The sequence below is a fragment of the Nostoc sp. genome (assembly GCF_036918015.1).
Classification (GTDB): Bacteria; Cyanobacteriota; Cyanobacteriia; order Cyanobacteriales; family Nostocaceae; genus Nostoc.
Genome location: NZ_JBALEO010000073.1, coordinates 216,786 through 235,086, shown reverse-complemented (window position 1 = coordinate 235,086; position 18,301 = coordinate 216,786). Strand labels below are relative to the sequence as shown.

Here is an 18,301-nt window from a genome sequence, read left to right as displayed (position 1 = left end):
GTCAATTAACTAGCACATATAGCAATCCTAAATCATTCGTGAAAAATTAGATCCTCGACTTCCAATACTGTTCGGTTAAGGTAAGAGACGCGATAAATCGCCGTCTCTACAAGGAACTGATTATTGTAGAGACGGCGATTTATCGCGTCTTTGTGATCTAGAATTTTCATCAAAAAACCTTAACCGAACCGTATTGCCTCGACTTCTTGAAGAAGTCGAGGATCTGGATTAAGTTCTATAGGCGCATCTTCAAAAAGAAAGGGTTTAAGAAAATTTTCCCGCATGAATAATGGCTTGTTTGCCAAAGGTCACATTTATACGAGAATTTCGCTCGATTTTGTGCCATTTCTAGATTTTACCTTCTTGTTTTTAACCCTGATTTGTGGTAGGTCTTTTTTGTCTTTGTAAAAGTAACAGATTTCCACTAGAGTTGGCCATATTTCTAGAGAACCGTGAAATTGGCTAATGACATCATCGATAATTCTGGAAACGTTTTGCTGGAAAAAGTCTGGTTCAAATCCATAAAATACTCTCGATAAATTCTCAGCAAATAATTGAAGAGACAGTTTACGTTCTTCATTCTGGGCAGATATTGAGGCTTTGACTACCTGTCTGTGGATAGCAGCGATTTTTTCCAGGATTTCCTCAGAGTCTTGTAAAGTGACTTCACCAGAGTAATCAAATTTGATTCCCAAATCATCAAGATGATAAACACTATTTTTAATCTTCTTTTTCAGCAAGCTACATATTTCTTCATTAAATAGTTCGCTAGCTAAAGGATTACGCATATAGTTATTTCTAATATGGTTTTGGACAGCATCAACGTGTGCAGCCACAATGCCTTCTTGCTGTATCCAAATTCTATAGATATAATCTTCAAACCTGAGTCGAGTAGGAAAAAAGGGTGGTAAACCTAGCTGATTATCATATCCGGCAACTCCACAATCCATTCTCCAGTTTTTGTTAGTAATAACAGGTCTAAAATTAGTAAGAATATAAAAATCATTCAAGTCATTGGGACTAATTTGGTTTTCATCATTGAGATACATGTGAATAAAATCAAGTGTATCGATATCATTAGTTCCTGTGCGGAAAGTTTGGGCAATCTTAACGATCGCATTATTCAATACTCTCCCCTGTTGTAATAAAAGGCTATTCTCTCGAAAGTAACCTTTAGTTGTATTGGTTTCTAAATCCATTGCTGTATCAAGAACCAATTCTCCAGCCTCGAAGTTTTCTGGTACATGACTGGCTTTTTGACCGAGAACATCACCAAAAGCTGTGAGTAAATCAAAAGATTTGTGGACGTAGCCACCTTGTTGGCTAGACTTGATTAATTTTCCTCGACATATTTCATCACCTGATAAAGATTCTGGGCTAGTTTCAATTAATGCATCTGGTCGCATATCGTCATCTGCACTAACCATTAAATGTCCAAGGGTATACATCAGCGTGAAGTTGCGATTTCCTCCATAACTAGGCCGGAATAAGTTTTTGACTAGTGATTCTAGCTTGCGATCGCGCAGTCTTTCGTTTAAAAATGTAATAAATTGCTCTTTCTGTTGTGGCCCTACATAAAACACGTCATTGACTGTCTTAGTCTGCTCTAAAAGCGGATAATATTTCTCATGGTTGGCAATGCTAGAATCGTCAAAAACGATAATTTTTAAAGCATGACCATTTGCCCAGAAATTCTCATCATACTTTTCGATGGTCTGTGCTACATCTCTCAATCGATGAGTCGGGATAACAAATACCGTTTCTTTGGGTTTCATAAAATTTGTTTGGGTTTATCAAATGAAGTTTCCAAGCTTCAAACGTTGTTTAAACGTTCTCTGTATAACTCTTGTTACAGTTACATCAGGATTATTCAAATAAATTAAACAGATATATCGCTACCAATTCCCAGTTTGTTTTTACTATCCTCCAACTGTTTCCAGAGTGCTTCTAGTTGACCAAAAGCAATTTGTGGAGATAGTTTTCCAGCAGTTTCTAAATTAGCAATATAGCTAACTCTTTGAGTAAATTCTTGGAGGTTGGCATTAAATATTAGGTTATTTGGCTGAAGTTTACCGTGGTAGCGATCGCAAGCATAGAGAAAGCGATTTTTATCTTCATAATTAGGCTGAAACATTAGTTTACTCCTGATAAAAAATTTGATTGGCTATTAGTTGGTTGATTGCAGCAATCTGAAATAATTCTATTTTGTAATGCTGTTTCACAGATAATGACAGAATTACTGGGATATAGTGATAAACTCACCTATTTCGGGCTGTAGTCAGAACAATTGAGTGCTTGTTTCGTTAGAGCAGTAGTAGGATGTACTGCACACTTTAGGAAATAGTTATTGTGAAAAAATTGGCATTTTTTACAAGTATGTTGCTCTAAATGTTTGATGCTTACTATTTCGTCTTTATCTTGTGCCGCATTTTCTGGGGGATCTTCTAGTGCCTTGCAGACAGATGAAACGAGAAAAACAACAATTGCCCAAACAAACATGAAGGAAATGTGAGCTAAAAACACTGCTAAAAAGGGAATGTCTCCGTCATGTGGTTTGGTGTCATTATGTGTTGCCTTAGACAGATTAGCTTCAATCAGAGTAGACTGATGAACACTTTTTTGGGCGGATACATAAAGTCGGAAAAACTCCGAAGTATGCATATTAAAAACCTTTAGTTAGTCGAACTCAGATTCAGTAAAGTTAGGGAGGCAGGAGGCAGTGTTTCGACTACGCTCAACAACCAGGCAGGAGGTAAAAACATATTTTCTTTCTACTATCGCAAGCTCGAACTTTCCTCTACTTTTCTTCGGTAAATGTTCATATTTCTAATAATATGTGGAATTGAAAGTAATTGATAGGTTTGAGTAATCTGAATTAACAGATTGACTATCTGCTGGTCGAGCTTCTAATAAGCAACTGTTGAGGGAATAGTAAACAGAATGGATTTTTTTAAGAGTAACTTTGAGAGCGGGAATCATCATAGGATGTGTTGCTATTGCCAAAATGTAATCTCCGGCGAAAATACTAGGATTATCTGTTGCTGAAATGACTTGATCTTCTCTTAAAACCCCTAGAAAAACGCATTTATCCGGTAACTTAATATCACTTAAATGAATGCCACAGTAAACGCTATTATCTTCGATCAAAACACCAAACAGGCTTGGCTCTAAAGCTTTTTTGTTTTTCAACACAAAATGTTTTTTAACTCTAATAGTATTGTGCAATACTTTGCATAAAAAATATGCTGTCCTGATGATATATTTTGAATATATATAGAATGTATTAATCCAATAAAATATGTATTTATTAATTAGATAAGCAGGTATATATTTAGAGATATAGATTTTATTTATCCCTACTAAAAACAAGATTCTCGATTTATTAAATAAATCGAGAATCTAAGTTTTAAATTCTAAGTAATCATTAAAGATTACTATAGATAACTATTCCGAATAGGAGGCATATTCACTATTTTCCAAGCCCTTATCCCTTAATCTTATCCAGAGCTAAATTCAGCTTCAACACATTAACTCCAGGTTCGCCAAAGATGCCAAGAAAGCGTCCATCGGTGTTTTGAGAAATTAAAGTTTCGAGTTGGTTCGATTGAACTCCCCGCGCCTTGGCTACTCGTGCAACTTGCGCGATCGCAGCTTCCGGGGTAATATGCGGGTCAAGGCTAGAACCAGAGGTGTAGACTAAATCGCCAGTCGGCTGTACACCTGCTTTTTTCAGACGATTGAAGTCACCTTCAACTTTTTTGCTGGGGTCTGGGTCATCTTTACCTTTGATGCGTTCCATTAATGCAGGATTACTGGGAGCCAAGTTACTAGCGCCGGAAACCCCGGTTTTCAAAACTCCCGCATCATCTTTTTTCGGATCGGCTGTGCTGTAACTCGTCGTACTGGGACGGCTGTTAAAATAGCGATCGCTACTAAAAGGTTGACCAATCAAAGCAGAACCAACAACTTGACCGGCGCTATTTTTCAGGAGACTACCGTTTGCTTGAAAGGGAAACACAATCTGCCCAATGGCAATCATTGCAAAAGGATAAATAATTGCTCCAATAACCCAGAGTACTAAGGTAGACCGAACAGCTCTACCAGCTTCGCGTGCAAAACTCATTAGAATTTCTCCGGTACAAACATTACAAAAAATAAATAGATGGAAAGCCCTAGTGTCGTCAGTCCTAACAATCCCAATCCCCAAGATTGACTGCGGGAAAGTTCTTCACCGGTAGCGGCATAAACCATCGGTGCAACCACTAGGTTGAAACACATCGCCAAGAACAAATACAGTGGTAGCTTTTGTCTACGCCATTGACACCAGATTTCAGTTATTTCTTCTAATACTTGGGATGTAGCAATAGCGCGGCGGATCTGAACAGGTTTCATAGTAAATTAAGACAAAGGTAAGATAATATCTATCAGTTTGATGGCAATGAAGGGAGCAACGATACCGCCCAGACCAAAGATGAAGATGTTACGACGCAGCAGTTGATCTGCTGTTAAAGGTAAGAACTTCACCCCTTTGAGTGCTAGCGGAATTAATGCCGGAATAATCAAGGCGTTGTAAATTAGCGCCGAGACGATCGCAGATTGGGCACTCTTTAACCCCATAATATTAAGTGCGCCGATTCCAGCAGCGGCAAAGATTGTAGGAATGATCGCAAAATACTTGGCAATATCGTTAGCGATGGAGAATGTTGTCAAGGCTCCACGAGTAATTAGCAACTGTTTACCGATAGTTACTAAGTCAATTAGCTTCGTGGGGTCTGAGTCTAAGTCCACCATGTTAGCAGCTTCTTTGGCTGCTTGTGTCCCCGAATTCATCGCCACACCCACATTTGCTTGAGCGAGAGCAGGTGCATCGTTCGTACCATCCCCAGTCATTGCCACCAGTTTACCCTGAGATTGTTCCGAGCGAATCACCTCAATTTTGTCTTCTGGAGTCGCTTCGGCAATGAAATCATCCACCCCAGCTTCCTCGGCAATCACCGAAGCGGTAATCCGATTGTCACCTGTGAGCATGATGGTGCGAACACCCATGCGGCGGAGTTGGTCAAATCGCTCTCGCAAACCGGGTTTGACAATATCTTTCAGGTAGATGACACCATAAATTTTGTCATCTTGGCAAACAGCCAAGGGTGTACCGCCTAACCGGGAAACTCGCTCATAAGCTGCATCTATATCATCAGGAACGTTACCGCCACGAGAACGGACAAATCCTTTAATGGCATCCACTGCACCTTTGCGAATTTGTTTGCCATCGGGTAGATTCGTGCCACTCATCCGGGTTTTGGCGGAAAATTCTACACCTTCGGCTTTATCAATGTTAAAGTCTACCCCAGCCTGGGACTTTTCTGCTAAAATCACAATCGATTTGCCTTCTGGCGTTTCGTCAAATAAGCTAGCAGCTAGGGAGACTCGCGCCACGTCTATGATTGAGTGGTTATCCAGGGGAATAAACTCGTCAGCCATCCGGTTCCCCAAGGTGATCGTGCCTGTCTTATCTAGCACCAAGGTGTTGATGTCACCGCAAGCTTCTACTGCTCGACCAGAGGTTGCAATGACGTTAAATTGGGCAACTCTATCCATCCCTGCAATCCCGATCGCACTGAGCAAACCACCGATAGTTGTGGGAATTAAAGCTACCAGTAGCGAGATAAGAATAGCAACGCTAGCACCCGCCCGCAAACTGTTTCCCGCCTCAACACCAAAGGCTGTGCTGATAAAGCTGGCGATGTAGCCGACAAAGGGAGGCATTGTCGCTACCACAATTAAGAACACCTGCGTTAAAACTGCCAACAATACCGTCAAAGCAATCTCGTTGGGAGTTTTGCTGCGTTCTGCTCCTTCTACCAGGGCAATCATGCGATCGATAAAACCTTGACCAGGATCGGCACTAATGCGAATTGTCAACTCATCGGAGAGTAGGCGTGTACCACCTGTCACCGAACTGGCAATATCTGTACCTGGTTGCTTCAATACCGGGGCAGATTCCCCAGTGATTGCCGACTCATCCACTGAACCAATACCTTTAATGACATCCCCATCGGCAGGAATCATATTATTGGCACTGACTTTTACCAAATCGCCCCGTCGCAGTTCCGTAGAATTGACTTTTACTATGGAACCATCGGGGAGGATTTTATTAGCGATCGTATCTGATCGCGTCGATCGCAGTGAATCAGCTTGTGCTTTACCGCGTCCTTCAGCTACGGCTTCGGCAAAGTTGGCAAAAACGAGGGTGAAAAAGAGAATAAAGGTAATTGACCCGTTTAAGACGCGTTGTTGGTTGATATCTGCTTGAATTGTGCCAAACAAATTTGGGTTAAGGGTAACAAGCAAGGTGACAATTGTCCCTACCCAAACAACAAACATAACTGGGTTTCTGACAGTAATTCGCGGATCGAGCTTAATAAATGACTCGCGAATTGCTCTCTGGTAAAGTCCCCGCATATCTGTTTTGGGGGTGTGTTTGCGCGAGTCACGAGTTCCAGATGGAATACGGGGGGAGGGAGAATCAGTAGTCATTGGCATATATTAAATTTTGAGCATGAGTCTTTGAGGTGGATGAATCGAGTTCCGAGGTCGATGAACAGAGTTCCGAGATCGATAAACGGAGTGCCAAGATCGATAAACGGAGTGACGAAATCGATAAACGGAGTGACGAAATCGATAAACGGAGTGCCGAGATCGATAAACGGAGTGACGAAATCGATAAACGGAGTGCCGAAATCGATAAACGGAGTTCTGAGGTCAATAAATGGAGTTCTGAGGTCAATCAATGGAGTTCCGAAGTGATGAATCAGTCTCTAATTCCCCTTGTCCATTGGTGTCAACTTAACGTGAAACCCTTGTCAAAACGGGCTTCTCATCACGATCTGCGTTACCCCACCCTAACCCTCCCCTTATAAAGGGGAGGGAACTGGATTTTCTTGTTTCCCCCCTTTATAAGGGGGGATTAAGGGGGGGTAAAACACCTGTGGAATAAGCGTTTGAGCTTAAGTTGACACAAATGCCCCTTGTCTCCTCATCCCCAATCCCTAGCCGATACCTTTAGCGATGAAGAAAGCTTCACCGATGGGGCCTAATGCTAAGACTGGGAAGAATGTAAGTGCGCCCAGAATTAAAATCACGCCTGCGGTAACGCCTGTAAATAGTCCAGTATCGGTTCGCAATGTACCAGTGGTGTAAGGAACCGCTTGCTTACGAGACATACTATCTGCTAAAAACAGCAAACCGATGATGGGAACATAACGCCCTGCAATTAAACTGAAACAGGTACTCAAGTTCCACCACAAAGCAGTTACAGTTGGTGCTGTACCTGTAGATATTGCAAAAGGAGAAGGTTGTGAATCTCCTAAGCCTTCAAAACCAGAACCATTGTTAGCAGCAGCAGACGCATATTCATAGATAACTTGAGCAAAGCCGTGGAATCCGGGATTGCTAATTCCTGATAGTTGATCGGGAAACGCCAAGGCGATACCTGCGGGAATCATAATTGCGATCGGGTGAACTAGCAGAATTAAGAAACTAGCAAGTACAACCTCGCGCTTTTCAATCTTGCGTCCGAGAAATTCTGGGGTACGTCCCACCATCAACCCTGTAGCGAACACAGCCAGAATCAGATAAGCAAATAGATAAGCGGTTCCTGTACCCTGTCCACCCCAAATAATTTGCAGGAACATATTGGAAAGGGTAATAAAACCGCCATTGGGCATGAACGAATCGTGTAAACTGTTGACTGCACCGCACATAGTACCAGTTGTACTGGTTGCAAATAGCGCAGATTGTGCCCAACCAAACCGGACTTCTTTGCCCTCTAAATTTGGTTGCTGACTACCCAGCAGTGCATTCACAGCCGGATTGCCGTTGTATTCACCAATGGCGGTAACGATGATAAATATTACATAGAGAACGCCTACCATACCGTAGACTAACCAGGCTTGCTTAGTGTTATTCGCAAACAACCCGTAAGTGTAGATTAGGGAAGTTGGAATCGAAAGCATGGCGACAATCTGAATCAAGTTAGAAAATCCGTTGGGATTTTCAAAAGGGTGTGCCGAGTTGATGGCAAAAAAGCCGCCGCCGTTTTCCCCTAATTGTTTGATAATTTCAAAATGGGCAACAGGGCCACGAGCGATCGCCTGACTAATATTCGCATCTTCTAAAGTCGGGAATACAACCGCACCCCCCAGTGTTTCAGGAACGCCAGCTGCCATTAAGACAATGCCACCGACAAGACAAATAGGCAGCAAAATTCGCGTAATCGAGCGAATTAAATCTACATAAAAGTTGCCCAACGATCTACCAGTCAATCCGCGAATAAAAGCAATCCCTACCGCTAAACCAGTAGCAGCAGAGGTAAACATATGATAACCAAGTCCCCACACTTGGCTGCCATAACTCATGTAGGTTTCACCAGAATAGTGCTGCTGGTTAGTATTAGTAATAAAAGAAATAGTCGTATGCAGCACTGTATCCCAGGTTGGGGCATCGATCTTGGTTGGGTTTAATGGCAGCCATCCTTGATTCATAATAATCAAGAAAATCAGCAACCCCATTGCGACGTTACTGTATAAAATTGCCCGCCCATACTGCCAGCCGGTCATATTTTCTTTGCTTTTAACGCCAACCAAAGCATAAAGCACTCGCTCAACCGGATTCAAAATCGGATCGAGAAAAGTACTTTGCTCTAGGTAGACCCGCGCCATGTAGCGCCCAAAAACAGGAGTAATTGCTACTACAATTAGTAGCGTTAATATAATTTGAATCCATCCTTCTAGCATGAGTTAATCAAACTCCAACCTAAGTAAATTTGAGATAAATATCAGATATTTTCTTGTTAGAAATCGGAAATATTTAGGAATTATATTGGCATACTGATTAACTAACCAACCTATAGTTATGGGCTTTATAAATCAATCATGGAGCTTTTTTTGAAAGAACACAAGGTATAAATTGATATTTAAACTAGGCTATATAAGAAATATATGTTTATATGTATAAGAGTGTTTATCTCGATATATATCTGCAAATATAGAAGGACGGCTAAATACTAAACAAATAGCTATTTGATACTAAAACTAGCTGAGTCTTTGAGGATTACAGTATTTTCAGCTTTCTTGACTATGTAGGGAATGAGTAAGAATCTTAAAAAGTGTTTATCAATTGCAAGGATACAAACAAAACCACGATTTACGCGCAATTCACTAAAAAGCTTAATTTCTCAAATCACTTTCTCTACAAAATGCTACGCGTTGCTTCTTGAAAGATTTTACAAAACACCAAATTAACCTAAATATGGATATTTGGTAATCTTACATTTTAATAATTGCATCCAATATTTTGTAGCGTTTTTTTGAGTTATTTCTATATCGCGCAAATTATGACCCTTGCCTATATTTAACATATAATATGTTAGTTGTAGAGCCACAAATAAATAAGTTAAACCCAAAGGTTTTAAATGTTGCAAAAAGAGGTGATATATAACTTGAAGTTTCTGTCTATGGCGAAAATGTATCCACCATTTTGTTTGATGTTCAGCTATATTTTTTTGTAGACCTAATATAGCCTCAATCTCTATAAATTTATCTTTTACTTGATTATAAAATTTTATTTCTTTTTCAATTTCTCCAGCCTTGTATGATAAATCAGCATCATCAGATAACTTATAGGCTTCACTAATTAAATGACCAACATTTTCTGCTTTTTGTTGGTCATATCCAAGTTTAATATATATTTCAGTTGCTGCTTCTGCCAATTCAGCAAATTTTTCAGCATCATGTAGCCAATATATTTTTGCTTGTAGTTCTCCTAAAGTAGAAGCTAGACTATTATTCATCAATGTTGGCTTGAAATATGCTTTCGATTATCTAACTTAAAATTAAACACTAAAATCTAGCCTTTTGAGCGTTTGATCGCGTTTAAAAGCTCTCACAAAACTATCGGCTAAAACTTCTGGTGTCCATGCTGATTGAGCGACAATCACTTCCGCAATGGCAATACTCATCTGGGTGTCGTCGGTGTAGCTGCCAGGATTGAGTCGAAAACGCGGATGTTGAACGTATCGACTCAAATCATTGTTAACGATCATCTCGTCTGCATATTCAAAACCTGCACCGTAGGCATCTGCGTAGGCGTAGCCCGCCGAAGGCATCGCTAACTCTAGCAGCATAAGGGTGTTAACCTAAAAACGGACGCGCCAGAAAAAAGCTAGAAACTGATTTAGCATCTACAGGCTCTCCCTCCAGAATAGCTTTTTCTAATTCTTCAGGAGTCATAAACACAGTTTCCATATCCTCGTCTCCATCTTGTGGTGGTGGTGTCTCCAGCTTTTCTAAATCTCGCGCCAGAAAAGCATAGATAATTTCATCAGAATAACCAGGAGCTAGGAAAAATTCGCCTAATTTGTCCCATTTTTGGGCACTATAACCAGTTTCTTCGGCAATTTCACGTTGTATTGTTTCTAAGGGCTGCTCAGTTCCTTCCACTGTCCCCGCCGGAAATTCTAATATCCGTCCCTGAATTGCAAAACGATACTGGCGCACCAGTATAAGTTTACCTTCCGCTGTCACTGGCACAGCTAACGCACCACCAGGGTGACGAATACATTCCCATTCTCCTTCCGATTTATTCGGCAAACGCAAGCGATTAACTTCAAAATCAAACTTGCGTCCTTTATGAAACAGGCGTTGTCTCAGCAGTTGTGGTAATTCTCTACCTAATGGCATAGTAAAATCTGATTATCTGTGAATACAGAGGCAAAATCAGTGTTCTTCTGCTTTTAAGGATGGTAATTTTAATTGTCCATCCATAAATGCACATCAGAACAGTCTACCTCTTTCAGCAGCTCTTTAATAACACACCCGGAAACTGGTTCTATCCAATCTGCGGCAATTTCTGTCAGGGGGACTAACACAAAGGCGCGATCCCGCATTCGTGGATGGGGAATTTGGAGATTTGGTGTATCCAACGTAATGTCATCATATAATAACAAATCCAAATCTAGGGTTCTTGGCCCCCAGCGCTCCTGACGCACGCGCCCAAATTGTTGTTCAATTCCTAACAAAATTTCTAATAACTGCTGGGGGAGTATTTCTACCTGCAATGTGACGCAGCCGTTGAGGTAATCTGGCTGTGGTGGCCCGACAGCTTTGGTTTGATACCAATGGGATCTGGCTTCTAAAACAATACCTGGCGTTTGGGCTAAAGTCTCTATAGCTGCTTCTAAAATTGTCTGGGAATCGCCAATATTACTACCAAGAGCAACGGCGCTTCGTCTTAGCTCTGCTTTATCGTAGCCCCGTGTAGACATTATACTTTCCTGAAATATAGCGGTTCTCAGTTGAGTGAGGTACAATAACCCCACCCACAACCCCCTCCCCGCTCTTCGAGAGGGGACTATGATATACCTCATGTGATTAGTAAAGGCTATAAGCCTTTTTCGGGCTGTCTTTGCGGATATTTGTCAATAGCTTTTATATTCGCAGTAGCGATCAAAATTGCCGCATTTTTTACAAAACTAAATTAACCAAATTTAAAAAACATTATTTCTATAGTGAATTCAGTTAATTATTTATAGGATATTATACTAACACAATGGTAGTGCTATAACCCCAAAGTTGATTGATGGTGGTTATATAATTGCTTACTACTTTGAGCGAGGAACTGACGTGGGGAAGCTTACCTCCTGGTTCAAGCGAAGACCAACTAATTTGAGTGACTCTGGACAAGGAGGAACGAATGAGAGCTTACCACCAGCATATCTGGCGCAGACGAGGCAGTTACTGAGCAAAATGAAAATTTTACCATCTAAGATGAGGGTCAATCGGGCAACTGGCGCTAGACCACTCTATCGCCGCATCTGGTTTTGGGCAGGTTTGGGTGTTGGTGGTGGGATAGTTGCCTCGATCTACGGCATCAGTTTAATAGATCGGACTTTGCCAGATCAGTCCGAGTTGAATGCTGTGTTTCGAGAGCAAACACTGACCATTAAAGCTGCTGATGGCACTATATTACAACAACAAGGTGAAGCGACCAGAGAACAGCTAAAGCTAGAACAAATACCAGATAATTTAAAAAAAGCTTTCATCGCCTCAGAAGATAGAAGATTTAGGCAACACAATGGAGTCGATCCGCAAGGGATTGTCAGAGCGGGTTTAAGTAATTTGCGATCGCAAGGTGTGGTAGAAGGTGGTAGCACCATCACCCAACAGTTAACGCGGATTCTGTTTTTGAAACAAGAGCAGACAATCTGGCGCAAACTCAAGGAAGTTCGCCTAGCCCAAAAAATGGAGCAAGAATTAACCAAAGATCAGATTCTAGAGCGTTACCTAAATCTGGTTTATTTGGGATCTGGAGCTTATGGTGTGGCAGATGCCGCCTGGGTATACTTTAGTAAGTCGCCAGATCAACTTTCCCTTGCGGAAATGGCAACGATTGCGGGATTAGCTCCTGCTCCTAGCTTGTACGCCCCAGACAAAAATCCCGAAGCGGCAAAACGGCGACGTGACTTAGTATTGCTACGGATGCAAGAAGATAAAGTAATTACACCAGAGCAAAGGCAAGCAGCCATTCAGGAGCCATTAACCCTTAAAAGCAGCTCACCCAAGCGAGTCCAAGTAGAATCACCCTACTTTACCAGCTACATCCAAAAAGAATTGCCGAAGTATGTTTCTGCTAATGTGCTAAAAAGTGGGGGTTTAGTAGTAGAAACCACCCTCAACCCAAGTTGGCAGAAGGTCGCAGAAGAGGCAGTTGCGAAAACATTGCGAAATCAAGGACGCTGGGAAAACTTTAAGCAAGCGGCAATGGTGGCCATAGACCCCCGCAACGGTGAAATTAAGGCAATGGTGGGGGGAAAAGACTTTGGTAAAAATCAGTTTAATCGAGTTACCCAGGCACAACGGCAGCCAGGATCGACATTTAAAGGATTTGTATATGCCACTGCGATCGCAACTGGCAAAAGCCCCTACGATAGCTACGAGGATGCGCCCTTTGTCGTAGATGGCTATGAACCAAAAAATTATAGTGAAAACTTCCGGGGTTCAATGAACATCCGAGATGCCCTCACCCGCTCTGTTAATATTGTTGCGGTCAAGGTGTTGATTGATGTGGGATTTACCCCAACGATTAAACTTGCCCATGATATGGGGATAAAATCTGAACTTAAGCCCACCTACTCCTTGGCTCTTGGCTCAAATGAAGTCAATCTGCTAGAGTTAACCAGCGCTTATGGTAGTTTTGCAACTCAAGGATTGCACGCAGAACCTCATGGTATTACCCGCATCCTCAACCGCCAAGGCAAAGTCATCTGGTCAGCTAATTTCAAGTCAAAACGCGCCCTTGACGCTGACAGTGCCGCCATCATGACTTGGATGCTACGCAACGTTGTCGAAGCGGGAACTGGCGGTGCTGCTCAATTAGATAATAGAGCAGTTGCAGGCAAAACCGGCACCTCCGACGAAGCCCGCGATTTATGGTTTATTGGCTACATTCCTCAGATGGTGACAGGGGTATGGCTAGGTAACGATGACAACCGCCCCACTTATGGCAGTAGTAGTAGTGCCGCTTATACTTGGCACGAATTTATGGAAAAAGCGGTAGAGGGGATGCCTGTAGAAAAGTTTCCCAAACGACCCAAGTTAGACGGTCGCAAAGGCACTATCAAAGCCCAGTCTATCAAGCCCAAACAAATGCTGAATCGTTCTATTGCCTCTAATGATGATGACTCAGAAGGGGAAAGTGCGAGAAATTCTGATGAGAGTGGTTCATCTCGCAGACGTAGAAGCAGAAGAAGCTATTCTCAAGAAGAACAGCAATCGAGCGATTATACCCCAAGACGGAGAAGACGCGATCGCAGCGAATCAAGTTCTAGTAATTCCTCCTCAGAATCATCTACTCCACGGCGACGCTCTAGAAGAGTAGAATCTGATTCACCCCCACCTACAAGAAGTCGGCGAGAGTTGCCTCCCGCAAATAGTTCTGGTTCTTCATCGTCACCACCATCTTGGCGGGATAGACTTAGACCTTCTAACCAGTAATGAGAAGTGGGTATTGTTGATACTATGCACGACTTGGTAGGGGGCAGGGAGTAGCACTTCGGCTTCGCTCAGTGACCGAGGAGCAGGGGAGCAGGGGAGCAGGGGAGCAGGGGAGCAGGGGGGACAAGGGGACAAAAGGTGAGAACTTACACTGGATTTCTCACAAGTGAGAAATCCGGGTTACAACAAGTCTTTCTCCTTGTCCCCAAGTCGTCTTTAGTCAACCAGACTCAATCTCAGAAGTCAAAAGATAAAAACGCCCCGTTAAAAGCACTGCACCCATAAGTAGCCCTAGTACTAAACCCAACCATAAACCTATAGCACCCCAGCCGAAAGTGAATGCCATCAGATAGCCCCCACCTAGACCTACTCCCCAGTAAGCGAACATAGTAATTAAGACTGGTACTTTGGTGTCTTTCAACCCGATTAAAGCACCAGCAGCAATAGTCTGAATAGAATAAAATATTTGGACTATTGCCCCCGCAGCAAGAAAAGAAGTTGCCGTTTTAACTATCTCGATATTATCTAGATTACTGGTGTCCAAATACATTGCCACAATATAGTTGGGAAACAGCAAAAAAATTAGTGCCACAATGCTCACAATGGGAGTAACAAGCGCAATACAGACAAATCCCGCTCTGCTTGCACCCTTAAGATCGTTTTGTCCCCTCAACTGTCCTACTCTCATCGTGACGGCATAGGAAATACCTATAGACACTGTTTCGACAAAACTTTCTGTCTCGACGGTAATTTCATGGGCTGCTAACGTGTCTGTCCCAAACCACCCCATCAGTAAAGCAGTGGCAGTAAATACTCCAATTTCTGCTCCATACTGCAACCCCAAAAACCATCCAGTTTGGAAGATATCTACAAACATCTCCCAATCGAATTGATTTAAAGCGCTATTAAGTTGATATTCTTTAAAGTATTTATCAAAGCAAATCCAACTGGCGGCAGCGATAAAATTTAACCAAAAAATGAGTGTGCTTCCCCAACCGATACCGGCTAAACCAATGGCTGGTAAACCAAATTTACCGAATATTAGCACGTAATTAGCAATCCCATTTAATAGTAGTCCAGCTACCGTAATTACTGTTAAGAATTGGGGGCGATTGAGGGCAGAGCTAACTTCTTTTAAGATACAAAAACCGAGGGCAGCAGGAATTGCCCAAACAATAGCTCGCAAATATGTTTGAGCCAATAATACATTGCTTTCTTCTTGGCCAGTTAGCAGCAGGATATAATCAAAGTGCCAAATGATAAACATTACAGGTAAGCACATCGTCACAGCTAACCAAATTCCTTGACCGGTAGCACGGCTAACTTGGTCTATTTTTCCTGCACCAAAGGCATTGGCGACATTCACACCCGCAGCTGAAAGAATAGAACGACAAACGGAAGCTAGAGTAGAAAAGGCAACAGCACCTAAAGCACCCGCAGCTAAAGCTTGGCTGTTAAGTAAGCCCATCATTACCCCATCCAATAAAGGAATGCCGGCTTCTAATATTTGAGTAATTACCAAGGGAACTGCTAATTGCAGGCAGGCTTGGACTTCTAATATCAGTTCTGACTTAAATTCTTTTGAAGTTAACTCCATTGGGGCGCTAAAAAAGCAATACCGAATACATTAAGATATATTAACGCCTACACGTGAAATAAACTCAACCTATTAGCGATCGCCTCTCCAAAAATTGTGTTTAATAACACTCTTACCAGCACATGACCAAACAGATATCACTATGAGTTGTGAACTTTGAATTAAAAAATTGCTTGAACTCAACACTCACAACTCATAACTTTCTCAAATTATTGCGCCGGCAGTTGTGGGTGTGTGGTCGAGTACTTTGTCACTATGCCAGAAATTTCCGGGTTGTAAAGCCTTAGATAATTCCAGTAATTGCCAAATACTTGCCGCACATAGTTTTTAGTTTCATCAAAGGGAATTTGTTCAACAAACTCATCTGGATCTTTTGTAGTTAGAGTCTGTAACCATTTGGAGACATTGCCGGGGCCAGCATTGTAACTAGCGATCGCCAGCAAGGAGTTATTGTTATATTGATCGTGGGTATGACCCAAATACCATGTACCCAGCATGATGTTATCGTTGGGATTTTCTAAGCTTATTGTTTTGAAATCCACCTTGATTTGTGGCGCGATCCATTTAGCTGTACTCGGTAACAGCTGCATTAAACCAGTAGCTTCAGCGACAGATTTGATTTTTGGTTCAAACCGTGACTCTTGACGCATCAAAGCAGTTACTAGCAAAGGATTAAGTTTACGGTCAATAGACCACTTTTCAATCTCTCGCTGATAAGGAAATGGATAACGCGCTTGCCAGTAGGTGATTTGTTTACTCAGAGTTTGATATTGGGCAAGTTCGGCTGGTATTTCTCGGTCTTCTAATTTAGAAATTTCATCAATTCCGATGAGATTTTCTCCCTTAGCCTGCCGCATCAACCCTTCAGTAAATTGCTCTGCTACTGTTGGCTGAATTTTGTTCTGAAATTCTGTTTGCCATTGTAACCAGGCATCGCGGTCTTGACCTAGTAGATACAATTCTTTGAAAGTTTCAGAACCAGCAGGCGGTACTGGACGCTGGGGCGCGATGACTTCCGGGTTCATGACGCGCACGTTGTCAAAGTTGCCGACATTTAGCCCCAACATTGTCGCAGATCGCCATGCATAGTAAGAGTAGGGAAACTGGCTAACCACATATTCATAAGCAGTTTTAGATTCTTGCTGTTTCCCCAGTGCAGCCGCCCATTTACCTACCCAAAAGCCTGCTCTGGGAGCCAAAATACTATTGGGGTTATTGGTGACAATTGGTTCTGCCCATTGCCAAGCACCGACGTAATCTTTAGCATTGGCTTTATCTTGGGCGATTTTCCAACGGTATTCTGCGGCTTCGTCAGAGTTACCGTATTTACCTATGAGTAATTGCCACGCCGCGCTAGCTGACTTTTGATCCTTGAGAGTTTGGATTTTGGCTTTTTGTACCAGTGCAGTACCAGCTTGTTTGGGAAATTTACTAATTACCTGCTCAAGATACGGTAAGCCGTCTTGAGGTGTTTTTGCGGTTTCTGCTAACCGTAGTAGTGCCGTCCCAGCTTCCTCACTATTGGGAAATTGCTGCACTAATTGTTTATAGGTGGCGATCGCTTTTTCTTTATCTTTGCCTCCCACCTGTAACCCGCGTGCAGTACGGTAGAGGTTGCGGGATGTTTTGGGTGCTTTGGCATAAGCATTGGCCGCTTTCGGAAATTGACTATTTTCCCAATAGCTAGTACCAATGAGTTCCCAATCTTCGGGTTTGAGGGTAGTCTGTTTTGCTAGCTGATCCAAAACGCCCACTATGCCTGGTTGATCGTAGGCATACTTAGCCAAAATCAACTGTAATTGTGGCTGATTGGGATTTTCTTGCAAGCGTTTGCGGATAATTTCCCAAGTTAGAGGATTGGAAGGAAATTGAGCGATCGCAGTTTCTTGTTGCTTTGGTTGAGCAATCAGATATAGCGCTTTCACGCTGGCCGCTTCTTTGGGATACTGTTTCAGCACCCTTTGCCTGAGATCCGAGGCTTTGCCGTCCTCGCCCAGCATATCCTCTGCCTGAGCTTGTTTCAGCAAAATGTAGGGCGCGAGGATGGGATAGTCTTTCTCTAGTCCTTGGAGTAAAACTAGAGCTTTTTGCCCTTGAGTTCTTTCAATATAATCACTCGCCAAAAGATAACGAGCGCGATTTCGATCAGGCGATCGCGATTCTTGAGCGATCGTTGCTAGTTTTGCCGCCCGTTCTGGCAGCGATTGCGATATCAGCCCAAAGACGGCTGATTGGGCAACACTACCGTCCGATTTTTGCTCTGCTTGATTCTGACTCAGTTTGAGCCATTTTCCCAGAGATTTACCAATCTCAGGTGCTGATACCATTGCCCCAGTCAAAAAGGCAAACAGCGCCGCACCCGCAATTATCGAAATTTGCTTTTTCTGTAGTTTCTTCAGCATGAATACCCGCTGAAAAGTTTCGGTGAATTTCTTGAAACTCTAACACTCCTAACCATCAGTGTTACCAATTTTTATTTTTAGATTTTTAATTTTATGTAGAAAAATACTAATTTTCAATCTTTCAGTTGGTAGTATTGAGTTGTTAGCACATATTAAATATTATTACATCTATCTTGGGTATATCTTAAAAGACGGCAGGAGGTAACTCTTCTGTTGAGGATTCGATTCCTACTGATTTGTAGCCACTGAACTCT

General features: G+C 42.3%; 17 protein-coding genes. 2 read left to right on the top strand and 15 right to left on the bottom strand.

Annotated features, from left to right (window positions below; translation table 11 throughout):
• Nucleotides 1-32 precede the first annotated feature (32 nt).
• The 8 genes from V7K61_RS20040 to kdpB form a co-directional block, all read right to left on the bottom strand.
• Nucleotides 33-170, bottom strand: coding sequence for a hypothetical protein (locus tag V7K61_RS20040; protein ID WP_335055911.1), 138 nt, complete (start codon nucleotides 168-170; stop codon nucleotides 33-35).
• Nucleotides 171-314: 144 nt separating this feature from the next.
• On the bottom strand, nucleotides 315-1,775 hold the full coding sequence (locus tag V7K61_RS20035; protein WP_335055909.1) for a hypothetical protein: 1,461 nt from the start codon (nucleotides 1,773-1,775) through the stop codon (nucleotides 315-317).
• 104 nt (nucleotides 1,776-1,879) lie between these two features.
• On the bottom strand, nucleotides 1,880-2,134 hold the full coding sequence (locus V7K61_RS20030) for a DUF7219 family protein (RefSeq protein WP_335055907.1): 255 nt from the start codon (nucleotides 2,132-2,134) through the stop codon (nucleotides 1,880-1,882).
• Nucleotides 2,135-2,262: 128 nt separating this feature from the next.
• Nucleotides 2,263-2,661, bottom strand: a complete 399-nt coding sequence (locus V7K61_RS20025; RefSeq protein ID WP_335055905.1) for a hypothetical protein — start codon at nucleotides 2,659-2,661, stop codon at nucleotides 2,263-2,265.
• A 165-nt stretch (nucleotides 2,662-2,826) separates the two neighbouring features.
• Nucleotides 2,827-3,192 carry a TrkA C-terminal domain-containing protein gene (locus tag V7K61_RS20020; protein WP_335055903.1) on the bottom strand — a complete coding sequence of 122 codons (366 nt, stop codon included), beginning with the start codon at nucleotides 3,190-3,192 and terminating at the stop codon, nucleotides 2,827-2,829.
• 292 nt (nucleotides 3,193-3,484) lie between these two features.
• On the bottom strand, nucleotides 3,485-4,123 hold the full coding sequence (gene kdpC / locus V7K61_RS20015; RefSeq protein ID WP_335055901.1) for a K(+)-transporting ATPase subunit C: 639 nt from the start codon (nucleotides 4,121-4,123) through the stop codon (nucleotides 3,485-3,487).
• Nucleotides 4,123-4,392 (bottom strand): potassium-transporting ATPase subunit F, encoded by a 270-nt coding sequence (locus tag V7K61_RS20010; protein ID WP_335055900.1) that lies wholly within the window; start codon nucleotides 4,390-4,392, stop codon nucleotides 4,123-4,125. The genes kdpC and V7K61_RS20010 overlap by 1 nt, the downstream gene beginning before the upstream one ends.
• A 6-nt stretch (nucleotides 4,393-4,398) precedes the next feature.
• Complete coding sequence (gene kdpB, locus V7K61_RS20005) at nucleotides 4,399-6,540, bottom strand: potassium-transporting ATPase subunit KdpB (RefSeq protein WP_442936335.1); 2,142 nt, start codon at nucleotides 6,538-6,540, stop codon at nucleotides 4,399-4,401.
• A 29-nt stretch (nucleotides 6,541-6,569) separates the two neighbouring features.
• Between kdpB and V7K61_RS20000 the strand changes: the two genes are divergently transcribed.
• Nucleotides 6,570-6,917 (top strand): hypothetical protein, encoded by a 348-nt coding sequence (locus tag V7K61_RS20000; protein ID WP_335055896.1) that lies wholly within the window; start codon nucleotides 6,570-6,572, stop codon nucleotides 6,915-6,917.
• Nucleotides 6,918-7,046: 129 nt separating this feature from the next.
• Here the strand turns inward: V7K61_RS20000 and kdpA are convergent, their stop codons facing one another.
• The 5 genes from kdpA to folK all read right to left on the bottom strand — a co-directional run bounded on the left by kdpA (nucleotide 7,047) and on the right by folK (nucleotide 11,320).
• Nucleotides 7,047-8,792, bottom strand: a complete 1,746-nt coding sequence (gene kdpA, locus V7K61_RS19995; RefSeq protein ID WP_335055894.1) for a potassium-transporting ATPase subunit KdpA — start codon at nucleotides 8,790-8,792, stop codon at nucleotides 7,047-7,049.
• Nucleotides 8,793-9,295: 503 nt separating this feature from the next.
• Complete coding sequence (locus tag V7K61_RS19990; RefSeq protein WP_335055892.1) at nucleotides 9,296-9,847, bottom strand: hypothetical protein; 552 nt, start codon at nucleotides 9,845-9,847, stop codon at nucleotides 9,296-9,298.
• 42 nt (nucleotides 9,848-9,889) lie between these two features.
• On the bottom strand, nucleotides 9,890-10,180 hold the full coding sequence (locus tag V7K61_RS19985; RefSeq protein WP_335055890.1) for an ADP-ribosylglycohydrolase family protein: 291 nt from the start codon (nucleotides 10,178-10,180) through the stop codon (nucleotides 9,890-9,892).
• Nucleotides 10,181-10,187: 7 nt separating this feature from the next.
• Entirely contained in the window at nucleotides 10,188-10,736 is a 549-nt protein-coding gene (locus V7K61_RS19980; RefSeq protein ID WP_335055888.1) for an NUDIX hydrolase, read from the bottom strand.
• 68 nt (nucleotides 10,737-10,804) lie between these two features.
• Nucleotides 10,805-11,320 carry a 2-amino-4-hydroxy-6-hydroxymethyldihydropteridine diphosphokinase gene (gene folK / locus V7K61_RS19975; protein WP_335055886.1) on the bottom strand — a complete coding sequence of 172 codons (516 nt, stop codon included), beginning with the start codon at nucleotides 11,318-11,320 and terminating at the stop codon, nucleotides 10,805-10,807.
• 358 nt (nucleotides 11,321-11,678) lie between these two features.
• Here folK and V7K61_RS19970 point away from each other — a divergent pair, with 358 nt between their 5' ends.
• Nucleotides 11,679-14,048: a transglycosylase domain-containing protein gene (locus tag V7K61_RS19970; protein WP_335055884.1), complete on the top strand. Its 2,370-nt coding sequence runs from the start codon at nucleotides 11,679-11,681 to the stop codon at nucleotides 14,046-14,048.
• Between the two features lie 220 nt (nucleotides 14,049-14,268).
• Here the strand turns inward: V7K61_RS19970 and V7K61_RS19965 are convergent, their stop codons facing one another.
• Both V7K61_RS19965 and V7K61_RS19960 read right to left on the bottom strand, forming a co-directional pair.
• Entirely contained in the window at nucleotides 14,269-15,645 is a 1,377-nt protein-coding gene (locus V7K61_RS19965; RefSeq protein ID WP_335055882.1) for an MATE family efflux transporter, read from the bottom strand.
• Between the two features lie 209 nt (nucleotides 15,646-15,854).
• Nucleotides 15,855-18,047 carry a lytic transglycosylase domain-containing protein gene (locus tag V7K61_RS19960; RefSeq protein WP_335055880.1) on the bottom strand — a complete coding sequence of 731 codons (2,193 nt, stop codon included), beginning with the start codon at nucleotides 18,045-18,047 and terminating at the stop codon, nucleotides 15,855-15,857.
• Between the last annotated feature and the right edge of the window lie 254 nt (nucleotides 18,048-18,301).

Excerpts from the sequence above, each read along its gene's own strand:
- V7K61_RS19985 (WP_335055890.1), bottom strand. The coding sequence starts at position 10,180 with ATGCTGCTAGAGTTAGCGATGCCTTCGGCGGGCTACGCCTACGCAGAT.
- kdpA (WP_335055894.1), bottom strand. The coding sequence starts at position 8,792 with ATGCTAGAAGGATGGATTCAAATTATATTAACGCTACTAATTGTAGTA.
- kdpB (WP_442936335.1), bottom strand. The coding sequence starts at position 6,540 with ATGCCAATGACTACTGATTCTCCCTCCCCCCGTATTCCATCTGGAACT.
- folK (WP_335055886.1), bottom strand. The coding sequence starts at position 11,320 with ATGTCTACACGGGGCTACGATAAAGCAGAGCTAAGACGAAGCGCCGTT.
- V7K61_RS19965 (WP_335055882.1), bottom strand. The coding sequence starts at position 15,645 with ATGGAGTTAACTTCAAAAGAATTTAAGTCAGAACTGATATTAGAAGTC.
- V7K61_RS20035 (WP_335055909.1), bottom strand. The coding sequence starts at position 1,775 with ATGAAACCCAAAGAAACGGTATTTGTTATCCCGACTCATCGATTGAGA.
- V7K61_RS19980 (WP_335055888.1), bottom strand. The coding sequence starts at position 10,736 with ATGCCATTAGGTAGAGAATTACCACAACTGCTGAGACAACGCCTGTTT.
- V7K61_RS20040 (WP_335055911.1), bottom strand. The coding sequence starts at position 170 with ATGAAAATTCTAGATCACAAAGACGCGATAAATCGCCGTCTCTACAAT.
- kdpC (WP_335055901.1), bottom strand. The coding sequence starts at position 4,123 with ATGAGTTTTGCACGCGAAGCTGGTAGAGCTGTTCGGTCTACCTTAGTA.
- V7K61_RS20025 (WP_335055905.1), bottom strand. The coding sequence starts at position 2,661 with ATGCATACTTCGGAGTTTTTCCGACTTTATGTATCCGCCCAAAAAAGT.
- V7K61_RS19990 (WP_335055892.1), bottom strand. The coding sequence starts at position 9,847 with ATGAATAATAGTCTAGCTTCTACTTTAGGAGAACTACAAGCAAAAATA.
- V7K61_RS19960 (WP_335055880.1), bottom strand. The coding sequence starts at position 18,047 with ATGCTGAAGAAACTACAGAAAAAGCAAATTTCGATAATTGCGGGTGCG.
- V7K61_RS20030 (WP_335055907.1), bottom strand. The coding sequence starts at position 2,134 with ATGTTTCAGCCTAATTATGAAGATAAAAATCGCTTTCTCTATGCTTGC.
- V7K61_RS20010 (WP_335055900.1), bottom strand. The coding sequence starts at position 4,392 with ATGAAACCTGTTCAGATCCGCCGCGCTATTGCTACATCCCAAGTATTA.